Annotated in this window: 15 protein-coding genes and 1 other RNA gene; 8 read left to right on the forward strand and 8 right to left on the reverse strand. The window is 74.1% G+C overall.

Features of this window, described 5'->3' with window-relative positions; translation table 11 throughout:
- The first annotated feature begins 521 nt into the window (after positions 1-521).
- Entirely contained in the window at positions 522-1292 is a 771-nt protein-coding gene (locus H9624_RS11990; protein WP_251840124.1) for an HNH endonuclease signature motif containing protein, read from the forward strand.
- Between the two features lie 98 nt (positions 1293-1390).
- The gene (locus tag H9624_RS11995) at positions 1391-2266 is read left to right on the forward strand and encodes an alpha/beta fold hydrolase (RefSeq protein WP_251840125.1); all 876 of its coding nucleotides are present in this window, start codon (positions 1391-1393) and stop codon (positions 2264-2266) included.
- 51 nt (positions 2267-2317) lie between these two features.
- Here the strand turns inward: H9624_RS11995 and H9624_RS12000 are convergent, their stop codons facing one another.
- The 5 genes from H9624_RS12000 to smpB form a co-directional block, all read right to left on the reverse strand.
- Positions 2318-2812 carry a GNAT family N-acetyltransferase gene (locus H9624_RS12000; RefSeq protein WP_251840126.1) on the reverse strand — a complete coding sequence of 165 codons (495 nt, stop codon included), beginning with the start codon at positions 2810-2812 and terminating at the stop codon, positions 2318-2320.
- Positions 2813-3034: 222 nt separating this feature from the next.
- Positions 3035-3402, reverse strand: a transfer-messenger RNA (tmRNA) gene (gene ssrA / locus H9624_RS12005).
- Between the two features lie 103 nt (positions 3403-3505).
- Positions 3506-3925 (reverse strand): hypothetical protein, encoded by a 420-nt coding sequence (locus H9624_RS12010; RefSeq protein WP_251840127.1) that lies wholly within the window; start codon positions 3923-3925, stop codon positions 3506-3508.
- Positions 3926-3994: 69 nt separating this feature from the next.
- Entirely contained in the window at positions 3995-5860 is a 1866-nt protein-coding gene (locus tag H9624_RS12015) for a DUF2207 domain-containing protein (protein WP_251840128.1), read from the reverse strand.
- A complete protein-coding gene (smpB, locus tag H9624_RS12020) occupies positions 5857-6384 on the reverse strand; it encodes an SsrA-binding protein SmpB (protein WP_307784959.1) in 528 nt (175 codons plus the stop codon). The genes H9624_RS12015 and smpB overlap by 4 nt, the downstream gene beginning before the upstream one ends.
- Positions 6385-6488: 104 nt before the next feature.
- Between smpB and H9624_RS12025 the strand changes: the two genes are divergently transcribed.
- Both H9624_RS12025 and H9624_RS12030 read left to right on the forward strand, forming a co-directional pair.
- Positions 6489-6866 (forward strand): hypothetical protein, encoded by a 378-nt coding sequence (locus H9624_RS12025; RefSeq protein ID WP_251840129.1) that lies wholly within the window; start codon positions 6489-6491, stop codon positions 6864-6866.
- 75 nt (positions 6867-6941) lie between these two features.
- Positions 6942-7487 carry a hypothetical protein gene (locus H9624_RS12030; protein ID WP_251840130.1) on the forward strand — a complete coding sequence of 182 codons (546 nt, stop codon included), beginning with the start codon at positions 6942-6944 and terminating at the stop codon, positions 7485-7487.
- Here the strand turns inward: H9624_RS12030 and H9624_RS12035 are convergent.
- Positions 7484-8455: a zinc-binding dehydrogenase gene (locus H9624_RS12035; RefSeq protein WP_251840131.1), complete on the reverse strand. Its 972-nt coding sequence runs from the start codon at positions 8453-8455 to the stop codon at positions 7484-7486. The two genes, H9624_RS12030 and H9624_RS12035, sit on opposite strands and share 4 nt — an antisense overlap.
- A 119-nt stretch (positions 8456-8574) precedes the next feature.
- Between H9624_RS12035 and H9624_RS17035 the strand changes: the two genes are divergently transcribed.
- Positions 8575-8649 carry a 50S ribosomal protein bL37 gene (locus H9624_RS17035; RefSeq protein ID WP_372435141.1) on the forward strand — a complete coding sequence of 25 codons (75 nt, stop codon included), beginning with the start codon at positions 8575-8577 and terminating at the stop codon, positions 8647-8649.
- Between the two features lie 69 nt (positions 8650-8718).
- On the opposite strand, the gene rsrA is transcribed toward H9624_RS17035, so the two are convergent.
- Together rsrA and H9624_RS12045 are read right to left on the reverse strand one after the other, a co-directional pair.
- Positions 8719-9000, reverse strand: a complete 282-nt coding sequence (gene rsrA / locus H9624_RS12040; protein ID WP_251840132.1) for a mycothiol system anti-sigma-R factor — start codon at positions 8998-9000, stop codon at positions 8719-8721.
- Complete coding sequence (locus H9624_RS12045) at positions 8997-9611, reverse strand: sigma-70 family RNA polymerase sigma factor (RefSeq protein WP_251840133.1); 615 nt, start codon at positions 9609-9611, stop codon at positions 8997-8999. The genes rsrA and H9624_RS12045 overlap by 4 nt, the downstream gene beginning before the upstream one ends.
- A 186-nt stretch (positions 9612-9797) precedes the next feature.
- Here H9624_RS12045 and H9624_RS12050 point away from each other — a divergent pair, with 186 nt between their 5' ends.
- The 3 genes from H9624_RS12050 (at position 9798) to rsgA (ending at position 12776) form a co-directional block, all read left to right on the forward strand.
- Positions 9798-10313, forward strand: coding sequence for a DoxX family protein (locus H9624_RS12050; RefSeq protein ID WP_251840134.1), 516 nt, complete (start codon positions 9798-9800; stop codon positions 10311-10313).
- 67 nt (positions 10314-10380) lie between these two features.
- The gene (aroA, locus tag H9624_RS12055; protein WP_251840135.1) at positions 10381-11718 is read left to right on the forward strand and encodes a 3-phosphoshikimate 1-carboxyvinyltransferase; all 1338 of its coding nucleotides are present in this window, start codon (positions 10381-10383) and stop codon (positions 11716-11718) included.
- A gap of 11 nt (positions 11719-11729) precedes the next feature.
- Positions 11730-12776, forward strand: a complete 1047-nt coding sequence (gene rsgA, locus H9624_RS12060; RefSeq protein ID WP_251840136.1) for a ribosome small subunit-dependent GTPase A — start codon at positions 11730-11732, stop codon at positions 12774-12776.
- Positions 12777-12810 lie beyond the last annotated feature (34 nt).

Here is a 12810-nt window from a genome sequence, read left to right on the forward strand (position 1 = left end):
TCATGGGCCACACCGCCCTCACCCTCGGCTTCATCGGACCCCAGGCCCACCTCCACTGCCCCTGCGGCTGCCAAGACCGCACCGACGGCACAGCCACAGCACCGACCGACGAGCCCCGGCCGGACGCCGCGTCCGTCACCGAGCCACCGGCCCTCACCGGCGCACCGCTGACCACTGCCGGCGCGAGCCTCGGGGATGCCCGGTCACCCGAACCCATAGCCGTACCACCGCCAGACGCATACCCACCAGACAGCACGGCAGCATCGCCGCCAGACGCCGACCCACCAGGAAACTCGGCAACATCGCCGCCGGACGCGGATCCACCGGACACCTTGCATGCACTACCACCCGACCCTGCTGCCCCACACAGCGAGAGCGGATCGCCGCCGCCCGCTACTGCACCACCCGGCACGGGCGAGCCGACCTCGCCATCCACCCCGACTCCGCTACGCGTAGCCGACGGGCCACCCCTGCCCGGTCACCGACTCCCCGGGTGCACCCTGCCCACCATCCGGGTCGGCATGATCGGCGGCGGACGAGCCGACATCAACGTCCTCGTCCCGATCAACGTCCTGCAGCCCGAACCCCGCAACCCGGGCGCCACCGCCCTGGACCGCGACCCCGAGCCCGTCGCCGAGCTCGACGGCTACGGACCCATCCCACCCATCATCGCCCGCGCCCTCGCCACCGGCGGCACCTGGCGCCGCCTGCTCACCGACCCCGTCACCGGGCAGGTCCTGGACGTGGGCCGCACCCGGTACCAGCCATCGGCCGCGATCGCCGACCACGTCCGACACCGCGACCGCACCTGCATCGTCCCCGGCTGCACCCACCCCGCCCGCTCCGCCGACCTGGACCACATCCACGAATGGAAGGACGGCGGCGTCACCTCCGCCGACAACCTCGGACCCCAGTGCACAGGCGACCACCGCGCCAAGACCATCGGCGCCTACACCGTCGCCTACACCACCGACCGCACCTACGCCTGGACCACCCCCACCGGACACGGCTACCTCCGCCGCCCCGACGGCACCACCATCACCCTCCCCCGCCACACCGCCCACGCCCTCCGCACGCTCGTCAAAGAGACCACCCGCAGCGGACGACCCGTCGACCCGGCACTCGTCGACGCCGCCCTCGCCGCCGCCTCGGTCGGGGACGACCCTCTCAGCCACTGGGTGGCACCCCACGCGGCTCCTTCGGCGGGACGGGCTCGGGAGGGCCGGGAGCGGACGTGGGCCTCGGAGGATGACCCGGAGCAGGCCTGGGCCCCGGAGGAGCCGCCGTTCTAGGAGCGGCCACCGTCGCCGATGAGTTCCGTGGCGATGACTGGTCGGTAGGAGGCAGTGGGCCGCACTGGCCACCACCACCGACCCGAGGAGCACACGAGATGACCACGACGACCGCCGAGACCCGCACGTTGGACGTGCCCGGCGCGACACTCACCTACGACGTCCGCGGTCCCCTCCCGACCGCCGACGGCGCTCCCCCGCTCGTCCTCATCGGTCAGCCGATGGACGCGGTCGGCTTCACCACGCTCGCCTCGTTCTTCACCGACCGGACCGTCGTCACGTACGACCCGCGCGGCCTGGGGCGCAGCACGCGCAGCGACGGCAGCCTGGTGCAGACGCCCGAGCAGCAGGCCGACGACGTCCACCGGCTCGTCGCAGAGCTGGGCGCCGGGCCGGTCGATCTTCTCGGCAGCAGCGGCGGTGCCGTGACCGCGCTGTGCCTTGCGGCGACCTTCCCCGACGACGTGCGCACCGTCGTCGCGCACGAGCCGCCGGCCCTGCCCCTTCTCCCGGACGCAGACCGCGCCTTCGGGGCCTGGGGACGGGTGCAGGCCACCTACAACGAGCGCGGCTGGGGCTGGGGGATGGCCGCCTTCATCGCCATGACCTCCTTGCAGGGCGAGTTCCCGGAGGGCTTCGGCACCGAGACCCCCGACCCCGCGATGTTCGGCATGCCGACCGAGGACGACGGCTCGAGGGACGACCCGCTGCTGTCCGACGTCGCGTCAGCCATCGTCCGCTACCAGCCCGACATCGCCGCGCTCACGGCTTCCTCGGCACGGGTCGTGCCGGCGGCCGGGATCGAGAGCAAGGGGACGATGACGTGGCGCACGAGCGAGTCGCTCGCCGCCCAGCTCGGCGTCGAGCTCGCGGTCTTCCCGAGCAACCACGGCGGCTTCATGGGCGGGGAGTACGGCCAGACGGGCGAGCCGGAGGCCTTCGCCGCCAAGCTGCGCGAGGTGCTCGCCGGCTGAGCACCCCGGTGGCCCTCGGGGGCCGAGCCCGGGACGTCGCGCGGCGGTCGCTCAGAGCGTGCGGTGCATGATGTGCAGCCCGACGAGCCCGTGCCGCGGGTGCTCGAAGGCCGCCGGCACCGTGGCGAGGACCGTGAACCCGAGCGACGTCCACAGCCGCACAGCCCGCTCGTTCGTCTCGACGACGGCGTTGAACTGCATGGCGCGGTAACCGTCGGCGCGGGCGGCGTCGAGGACGGCGTGGGCGAGGGCGCGGCCGACGCCCTGCCCGCCGGCCTCGGGGGCGACGACAAAGCTCGCGTTGGCGACGTGCGCACCGGCACCCGGGTGGTTCGGCAGGTACCTCGCGGTGCCCAGCACGGCTCCCCCGCGGTCGACGGCGACGAGCACCCGCGCCCCGGTGGTCCACATCGCGCGGGCGTCACTCTCGGTGATGTCGGCCGGGTAGGTGTACGACTCGCCTGCGCGCAGCACGGGCTCGAGGGCGCGCCAGATACCCGCCCAGTCCTCGCTGGTCGCCGCGCGCACGCGGATCGCGTCATCCATGAGGCCGAGGGTAGGTCTCCGGCGCGGACGCACGGGCACTCGCGGTGAGCTCCCCGCTTCACCTCAGCTCGGCCCGGGCAGAAGGGCGAGGTCGGAGGACGACCGGTGAGGTCACCGTGCGAGCCGGGACGCGACCCGGACAGGGACCGACCGCTCCGCGGACCGCCGGTGTCCGGACATGCCGAAGGCCGCCGCCGAGGGGGCGGGCGTCGGCCCCAGGGATGGTGGGGATGGCGGGAATCGAACCCGCGTCCGACGGCGCAGAACCAGAGCTTCTCCGGGTGCAGTCTGCTGCGATTTTCTCGGCCCCAGCTGTCACGCAGACAAGCAGCTGACGGGCCCAGTCACCTGGAAGTCCCCGTAGCCCCGGTGACGAGGGCTACGAGCAGTGGCTCTCTAGCTGACGCCAGGAACCGGGTCGAGAGCTAACCCGGGCTGACGGACTTACGCGGCTCGCTCAGGCGGCGAGGGCGAAGTCGGTGCGCTTGGAATCGGCACCTATTGGTTTGCAGAGGGCGTTATCGAGATAACTCTGCATCCTCGACCCGCTTCCTCTGGCACGACGTCCGTCGTCGAAACCGATCATCCCCTGTGGAGTTGTCAATCACCGGCCGGAGCCGGCAGTCCCATCATACGTCCCAACCGGACCTGCGTCAGATCTATTCCGGCCGGCGACCACGGGCCGCGCCGCGGCTACTTCTTGCGCGAGGTGAGCGCGTCGATGACGAGCCCGAGCCCGATGCCGAGCAGCCACACGTCCTTGGCGATCCCCGTGCCGTCGCTCGTGGGACGGACACCGTCCTCCTGCGTCATGCCCGGGGTCTTGAGGTACATCCGGACCAGTCCCGCGGAGAACGCCGTGAGGCCGAGCCCCGCGAGCCCGCTCGGGACCACCGGCAGGAGCAGCGCCGCACCGAGGGCGGTCTCCGCGGTGCTGATGAGCTTGCCGAAGTCCTGCGGGGACATGTCCTTGAGCTGGGGCACCGCGTTCGCGCCCATCGCCTGCAGCCCGGCAGCCGACTCCTCGTCGAGGCCGCGCTTGCTCAGGCCGGAGTTGAGGATGAAGGCCCCCGCGGCCAGGCGCGGCGGGACGTGGCGGAGCTTGATCGACATGGCAGTTCCCCTTGCTCGGCAGTGGTGTGCGTCAGGCCTCGAGTATCCGCCACCGGCCTGCGAACCGCCCTACCAGCTGCCGCCGCCCATCCCTCCGGCGCCACCGCCGACCGAGCCGGAGAAACCGGAGCTGCCGCTCGACCCGGCCGAGCTCACCGCGGAGGACGCGGCCTCGGCGAAGGCCCCGACCGACCCCGCGAACATCGCCGGCTGGGTCCACCAGCCGATGCCCGGGGTCAGCGGCACGTACCAGTCCGGGCTCTCGACCCGCCGCCCCTGCGCCGCGACGTCGGCGAGGATCCGTGCCCACCGCTCGGTGAGCCCGAAGACGATCGCGTAGGGCAGGTACCGGGAGAAGACGTCCTGGCCCTCCTCGAAGCGGATCTGCTCGGCCTCGGCGGTCGCGAGGTACTGCCGGAACCCGAGTGTCTGCGCGAGCACCGCCGTCCCCGCGGCAGTCCGTGCCGGCGCTGCGGAGGAGGCGACGGCGACGACGACCCCGACGAGGAGCAGCGGGATCCCGAGCACCGCGGGCCAGCGCAGGAGCACGAGCACCAGGGTCACGAGGATCCCCAGCCCCACGAGCCCCACACCGCCCAGCAGCCAGCGGTTGCGCACCGTGTGCGGTGAGCCGCGGAACCAGCCGTGTTCGGTCACGGTGCGGTAGAGCGCCTCCTGCGTCCTTGCGACGGCGGTGGCGTACGTGGCACCCACCTCGGAGAGGGTGACCGGCTCACCCTCCGGCATGAGCGCGTCGAGGAGCTCGCGCTCGTAGCGCTCGAGCCCGTCGGACCAGCTGCGCAGCGGGACGAGCCGCCAGTCGCTCACGTCGTCGCCCGACTTCTCCGGCGCGACCTCCTCGATGCGGAGGTAGCCGCGCACGGCGAGGTCGACGAGCGTGGCGGAGACGTCGCGGACGTCGGCCACCTCGTCGTGGAGCGTCCCGACCTCTCCGGGCCGGACGTCGTCGGGCGGGGTGAAGCGCACGGCGACGGGCTGGCGGCGGCGTGCCGGGCCCACCGCGACCGGGTCCCCGCCGGCCGGGGCGAGCCCGGGGGTGAGGTCGAGGTAGGCCTCGTCGCGTCCGCGCCGCGAGGCGACGACGACGGCGGCACCTGCCCCCAGCACCGTGGCCAGTCCCGCCGCGCCACCGGTGAGCGGACCCAGCTGGAAGGTGTTGGACCAGGTCCGGCGCGGCTCGTAGACGGGCTCGGCGCCGACGAGCGTGCCGGCGGGCCAGCCGACCGCCACGCTCAGGCCCTCGCCCTCGCCCAGGCGCTCGTGGAAGAAGTCGACGCGCTCGCCGCGGGTCTCGCCGGCGCCGTCGCAGGCGTCGTCGGAGCCGGTGCGGCCGACGTAGCAGGCACTGGCCTCCGGCGGCACCGGGCCGGTGACGGCGACGGTGACGTCCTCGATCGGGACGTCGAAGCCGCCCGGCGCCACGACGTTCCAGTACAGCTCGTCCCGCACGGTCCCGTCCGGTCCGGTGACCTCCGGGTTGGGCAGGCCGTCGACGGTGTACGTGACGCGGTAGTCGTGGGCGCCGGTGACCTCGACGTCCTCGTCGCCGATGTAGAGCTGGACGGCGCCGCCGTCGTGCTCGACGCGCAGGTCCGCCGGGGCGCCGGTGGCCGACTCCGCGGTGATGTCGCTGACCGTGAGCCGGCGGTAGCGGTCGGGGTCGCCCTCGATCTCCTGCAGCTCGGCGAGGACGAGGAAGGGGCCGTGGGCCTCGTCGTCACCGAAGTCGTAGGTGAGGTCGACCTCGACGCGGACCGTGCCGCCGTCGGCCTCGACGACCGCCCCGACGTCGAGGCGGGAGATGTGGCCCACGGAGTCGTCCGCGCGGGCGGGTGACGCGACGAGCAGCGTGAGCGCTGCGACGCAGAGCAGCGCGAGGAGGAGCAGCGAGGCCGCGCGCCGCGCCACGCTCATCGGTTGGCGCGCAGGCTCATCGCCCGCTGGGCCTCGCGCTTGTCCTGCTGCTCGCGCAGCGCGTGGCGCTTGTCGTACTCCTTCTTGCCTCGGGCGAGGGCGAGGAGCACCTTGGCGCGGCCGCGGATGAAGTACAGCTCGAGCGGGACGACGGTGTGACCCTTGTCCTTGCTCTTGCCGACGAGCCGGTCGAGCTCGGCGCGGTGGAGCAGGAGCTTGCGCTTGCGCCGCACGGTGTGGTTCGTCCACGTGCCCTGGCTGTACTCGGGGATGTGCACGCCCTGCAGCCAGGCCTCGCCACGGTCGAACTCCACCCAGCCGTCCACGAGGGAGGCGCGGCCCATGCGCAGCGACTTCACCTCCGTGCCGGTGAGCACGAGGCCCGCCTCGAAGGTCTCGTCGATGTGGTAGTCGTGCCGGGCCTTCTTGTTGCGGGCCACCACGGTGCGCTTGTCCGCCTCGGCCTTGGCCTTCTCAGCCGCAGTGGGCTTGCGTGGCTTGGTCGGGGTCGGGGTCGGGGACACCGGCGGTCTCCTTCTTTCTCAGGGGGTGCACGCGGCCGAGCCGCGGCGTTCCAGCGTAGTGCAGCATCCCCGCGCCGTCGTCGTCTTATCGCTAGATTCCGCACGTGGAGAACGAGCCGTGCCGCCCCCTGCCCGACGTCGCCCGCGCCCTGCTCGGCGCGATGCTCGCCCACGACGTGCCCGCGGCACCCGCGCTGCGGGCACAGCTGAGCAGCGTCCTCACGCGCCCCGGCTGCACCTGCGGCTGCGGCACCCTCGAGCTCGTCGTCACCGACGACGCCGCCCCGCGCGCACCCCTCCACGGCACGTTCCCGGTGGAGGGCGAGGTCCACGACGACGACGGCGCCCCCGTCGCGGGCCTCCTCCTCCTCGTCGAGGAGGGCCGGCTGAGCAGCCTGGAGATCTTCTCCTACGCGGACGACGGCCTCCCGCTGCCCTCCCCGGACAGGGTCACCTGGTTCGAGCGGCCGCCGGTGGGCTGACCCCCGCCAGGGCCGTTCGGCCCACCCCGGCCCGGAGCAGGCACGCGAGGATTGTCGCCGGAGGGGAGATCGGCGATGAGTCAGCAGGTGCTCGGCAGGCCCTACGCGGTCGAGGAGGCCGTGTCGGCCGTCGCCCGCGCCCTCGGCTCCCCGCCGTCCCTCGCCGCGCTGCACGACATCTCCTGGCCGGTGCACGACGCGGAGTCCCAGCGCGGTGCCGCCCTCCTGGCGGAGTCACGGCTGTCCGCCGAGCCCCCCGAGCGGCTGCTCGCCGACCACCACCGCCTCGTCGTCGGCGACCCCGGTCGCCCGCCGGTGGCGCCGACGGCCCCGCCCGCCGCCGCCGCGCCGTCGCTGGCCGCGCTCCTGGCCCGCGTCCCCGGCGCCGCGTCGCCCGGGCCGGGTGACCTCGTCGCTGCCCTCCAGGCCTACGCCGCGCTGCTCGCCGACCCGGGCGCGGACGCCGGCACCCGCCACGCGCTCGTCCACGAGCACCTGCTCACCTGGGGCGCCCGCTGCCTGAGCCGGGTCCAGCTGGGCGCCCAGACCTTCTGCTACCAGGGCGTGGCGACGCTCGGGCTGGGCGTGCTGAGGCACGCCGCGCAGGAGGACGCCGCCTAGGGCAGCTCGAGGACGAGCTTGCCGAAGACCTCACCAGCGGCGAGCCGGGCGAAAGCGTCGGCGGCCTGCGCGAAGGGCACGACGGCGTCCACGTGCGGGCGCGCACCGCTCGCGACGAGCAGCCCGACGAGCCGGCGCAGCTCCTCGCTCGTGCCCATCGTCGAGCCGACGACGCGCAGGCTGCGGAAGAACACCCGGTTGAGGTCGGCGGGCGGCGCCGCACCCGTCGTCGCCCCGGCGACGGCGATCGTCCCGCCGGGCCGCAACGCGCGCAGCGAGTGTGCCCACGTCGCCTCCCCCACCGTCTCGACGACGGCGTCCACCTGGGCGGGCAGCCGCTCCCCGGTGGGGAAGACGGCGTGCGCACCCAGCCGCCGGGCCCGCTCGTTGCGCTCCTCGTCCCGGCCGCACACCCACACCTCCAGGCCCGCGGCGCGCGCGAGGATGACGGCGGCGGTCGACACCCCGCCGCCCGCCCCCTGGACGAGCACCCGCTGCCCGGGGCGCAGGTCCGCGGCGGTGAACAGCAGCCGGTAGGCGGTGAGGTAGGCCGTCGGCAGGCTCGCGGCCTCGGCCCAGCCGAGCTCCGGCGGCTTGGGCACGAGGTTGCCCGGCGGCACCCACACCGTCTCGGCGAGCGTGCCGGGGTACTTCTCCGACAGGAGCGTGCGCGCGGGGTCCAGGGTCTCGTCGCCGCGCCACAGCGGGTCGCCGACGACGGCGTGGACGATCACCTCGCGGCCGCCGGCGTCGATGCCGGCGGCGTCGCAGCCGAGCACCATCGGCAGCCGGTCGGCCGGCAGCCCGACGCCGCGCAGGGACCACAGGTCGTGGTGGTTGAGGGCGGCGGCACGCACCCGGACGGGCACCCAGTCCGGGTGCGGCGCTCCAGGATCGGTGATCTCCCCGACGGCGAGCCCGCTCAGCGGGTCATCGGCGTCCTGGCCGGCGGCGTAGGCGGCGAGCATGGACCTACCCTGCCACGCCGTCGTCGTCCGCCGCGTCGCACGCGGGGCCCGGGGATGTGGGACGATGGACCGCTGTACCCACCCGGAGCGGGTGGCCGGTCGTCATCTCGGGAGTAGACATGAGCAAGCGCGGACGCAAGCGCAAGGCACGCGCCAAGAGCGGTGCGAACCACGGCAAGCGCCCCAACAGCTGACGCTGCCACGGGAAAGGGTCGGCCCTGGTGGCCGGCCCTTTCGCATGCCCGGGGGGCGGGCGAGGTCCCTCAGACGGGAGAGCCGCCCGAGCGCAGCACGCTGATCTGCGTGATGACGCGCAGCCGCAAGGTCGACGGCGCGACCTCCTGGCACGAGCGGCGCAGCAGCAGCCGCACGCGGGTCTCGGCGTCGGTGGCCTCGCGGCACGTGGGGCACTCGTCGAGGTGGCGACGCAGCCGCTCGCGGTCGTGGTCGTCCATCTCGGAGTCGACGAACTCGAAGAGGTGCTCGAGGAGCTCCTCGCAGCGGCAGGCGGAGATGTCCTGGAGCGGGTCGGTGTGGTCGGTCATGATGTCGCCTCGGTCTTCATGCCCAGCTCCCGGGCGTGGTCGGCGAGCCGTTCGCGCAGCTGGCGACGCCCGCGGTGCAGCCGCGACATGACGGTCCCGATGGGGGTCGACATGATCTCGGCGATCTCCTTGTAGGCGAAGCCCTCGACGTCGGCGAGGTAGACGGCGATGCGGAAGTCCTCCGGCAGCTCCATGAGCGCGTCCCTGATCTCGGAGTCCGGGAGCCGGTCCATCGCCTCCATCTCCGCCGAGCGCAGGCCCTGGGAGGTGTGCGACGCAGCGCGGTGGATCTGCCAGTCCTCGACGCTGTCCGCGTCCGACTGCAGGGGCTGGCGCTGCTTCTTCCGGTAGGTGTTGATGAAGGTGTTCGTGAGGATCCGGTACAGCCAGGCCTTGAGGTTCGTGCCGGGCCGGTACTGGTGGAAGGCGGCGAAGGCCTTGGTGAAGGCCTCCTGGACGAGGTCCTCCGCGTCCGCCGGGTTGCGCGTCATGCGCATCGCCGCGCCGTAGAGCTGGTCGAGGTAGGGCAACGCCTCCGCCTCGAAGCGCGCCGCACGTTCCGCGTCACTCTCGGTGTCGGGTGCGCGGTCCAGGTCTCGGTCCTCGGTCATCACCCATGAGCCTAGTCCGCCGGGCCCGGAGGCGCGGTCCAGGAGGGGGTCCTGTGGCCGGTCGAGGGTGCTCGGTGGGCAGGTCATGCCGGTGCAACCGGAGAGAGCCGCCACGCATTCCACGGACGGTGACGACGGTGAGTCGCACCACTCGCCGCGACGCGAGGATTGCGGTAGCAATGGTCCATGAGCATCTCCCGCCGCCTCGCCCGCCCGCTGCTCGCGTCGTCCTTCGTCGCCACCGGTGTCGACGCGCTCATGCACCCCGACTCCCACGTCGAGCGCTTCCGCAAGGTCGAACCCGCTCTGGAGAAGGTCGGCATCCCGCCCTCCATCGCCTCCGACACCCGCCTGCTCGTGCGGGTGACCGGCGGTGTCTCGGCGCTCGCCGGACTCATGCTGGCCACCAACCGCCGGCCCCGCACCGCCGCGCTCACCCTGGCCGCGGTCACCGTGCCCGTCACCCTCGTCAACAACCCGGTGTGGACGGCCGGCACTCGCGAGCGCCGCAAGGACATGCGCCGCGGCCTGCTCACCGGGGCCAGCCTCGTGGGTGGTCTCCTCATCGCCGGCCTCGACCGGGACGGCAAGCCCTCCCTCGCCTGGCGGGCCACGAACACCCGCGGCCACAAGGCCAAGATGCGGGAGGTCCGCGCGGCGGCGAAGGAGACGAAGGCCGACATCAAGGCCAAGCTGAGCTGACGCCGCGACACCCCACGGCCCGGGCGGGGTTCCCGGGCCGTCGGGCGTGCCCGCTACCCTCGAAGGCATGTCAACCCAGACCACGTCCGAGCTCGCCTGGCCGGCCCCCGTGGCCGCCGGCCCGCTCGACGCCGTCGTCCCGGTCCCCGGCTCGAAGTCGCTGACCAACCGCTACCTGCTCCTCGCAGCCCTCGCCGCGGAGCCCACCCAGCTGCGCCGTCCGCTGCACTCGCGCGACTCCGCGCTCATGGTGGACGCGCTGCGCGCGCTGGGGGCGCGGGTGGAGCACGTCGACGCCGACGGGCGTCCCGACGCCGACGGCGCCGACCTCCTCATCGACCCCGCTCCCCTGCGCGGCCCCGCGGAGGTGGACTGCGGGCTCGCCGGCACTGTCATGCGCTTCGTGCCGCCCCTCGCCGCCCTCGCCGACGGCACCGTGACCTTCGACGGGGACCCGCGCGCCCGCCAGCGCCCGATGGGCTCGCTCATCGAGGCGCTGCGCGACCTCGGTGCGCAGGTGGACGACGACGGCCGCGGGGCCCTGCCCTTCACCGTGCACGGCACCGGCGGCCTGCCGGGCGGTGTCGTCGAGGTCGACGCGAGCGCCTCCAGCCAGTTCGTCTCCGGGCTCCTCCTCATCGCCCCCCACCTCGAGCAGGGCCTGGACCTGCGCCGGGTCGGGCCGATGCCGAGCCAGCCGCACGCCGCGATGACCGTCGAGGTGCTGCGCGAGCGCGGCGTCGTCGTCGACGTCTCGCTCGGCGACGACGGCGAGCCGGCCCGCTGGTTCGTCCACCCCGGTCCCGTCGCCGGCGGCCTGGTCCCGGTGGAGCCGGACCTCTCCAACGCCGGGCCCTTCCTCGCCGCGGCCCTCGTCGCGGGCGGCCGGGTGCGCGTGCCCGGGTGGCCCACCCACACCTCCCAGGCCGGTGACCGGCTGCGCGAGCTGCTCGTGCGGATGGGCGCGTCCGTCGAGCTCGGCCCCGCCGGCCTCACGGTGGCCGGCACCGGTGCCATCGACCCGCTCGACGTCGACCTGCACGACGCCGGCGAGCTCACCCCGACCATCGCCGCGCTGTGCACGCTCGCCGACGGCCCCAGCCGCCTGCGCGGCGTCGCGCACCTGCGCGGCCACGAGACCGACCGGCTCGCCGCCCTCGTCACCGAGATCAACCGGCTCGGCGGGCACGCCCGCGAGACGGAGGACGGCCTGGAGATCGAGCCGGGCCGGCTCCACGGCGCGCGCCTCGAGACCTACCACGACCACCGGATGGCCACCTTCGCCGCGATCGTCGGGCTGCGCGTCCCCGGCACGGAGGTCGTCGACGTCGCGACGACGGCCAAGACGCTGCCCGACTTCACCCGGATGTGGACCGACATGGTCGCGACGGGCGGTCGCGGCTGAGTGGAGGGGCGATGAGCAGAGGGCGGGACACCGGCACGGACGACGACCGCGTCCGGGTCCGACCGTCCAAGCGCGGCTCCCGGCCACGGACCAAGCAGCGTCCGCAGCACGAGGACGCCGTCGCCGCCCGGGTCCTCGCCGTCGACCGCGGCCGCTACGCGCTCCTCACCGAGGACGGCGTGCGGCTCGTGGCGATGAAGGCCCGCGAGCTGGGCCGCGGCGCGCGCAACGCCGTCGTCGTCGGGGACCGCGTGGGCGTCGTCGGGGACACGAGCGGCACCCCCGACACCCTGGCCCGCATCGTCCGCGTCGAGGAGCGGGAGACCGCGCTGCGGCGCTCCGCGGAGGACAGCGAGGCCGCGGGCGTCGAGCGCGTCATCGTCGCCAACGCCGACCGGATGCTCATCGTCACGGCGCTCGCCGACCCGCCCCCGCGACCGCGGATGGTCGACCGCTGCCTTGTCGCCGCCTACGACGCCGGCATGCAGCCGGTCCTCGTCCTCACCAAGGCCGACCTCGCCGACCCCGAGCCCTTCCTCGCCCAGTACGCCGCCCTCGAGGTGCCCGCCGTGGCGACCGCCGTCGTCGACGGTGAGGTGCGGGGCCTGGAGGCCGTGCGGGAGATCGTCACCGGCCACGACTCCGTCCTCGTGGGCCACTCCGGCGTGGGCAAGTCCACGCTCATCAACGCGCTCGTGCCCGGCGCGGGCCGGGCGACCGGGATCGTCAACGAGGTGACGGGGCGCGGGCGGCACACGTCGAGCAGCGCCGTCGCCCTCGAGCTGCCCGGCGGCGGCTGGGCCATCGACACCCCGGGCGTGCGCTCCTTCGGGCTCGCGCACGTGGGCCCGGACGACCTCCTGCGCGGCTTCCCCGACCTCGCCGCCGTCACCGCCGAGTGCCCCCGCGGCTGCGACCACGAGGCCGGTGCGCTCGAGTGCGAGCTCGACGCGTGGGTGGCGCGCGGGGACGCGGGACCCGCCGGGGAGGCCCGGCTCGACTCCTTCCGCCGGCTCCTGTCGGCCCGCTCGGCCAGCGCCCTCGACCACGCGCCGTAGCCTGCGATGTCGGTGGGCCCACCTAGGCTGGGCA

Origin of the sequence: Oceanitalea stevensii, assembly GCF_014837105.1 — a bacterium.
GTDB lineage: Bacteria > Actinomycetota > Actinomycetes > Actinomycetales > Actinomycetaceae > Oceanitalea > Oceanitalea stevensii.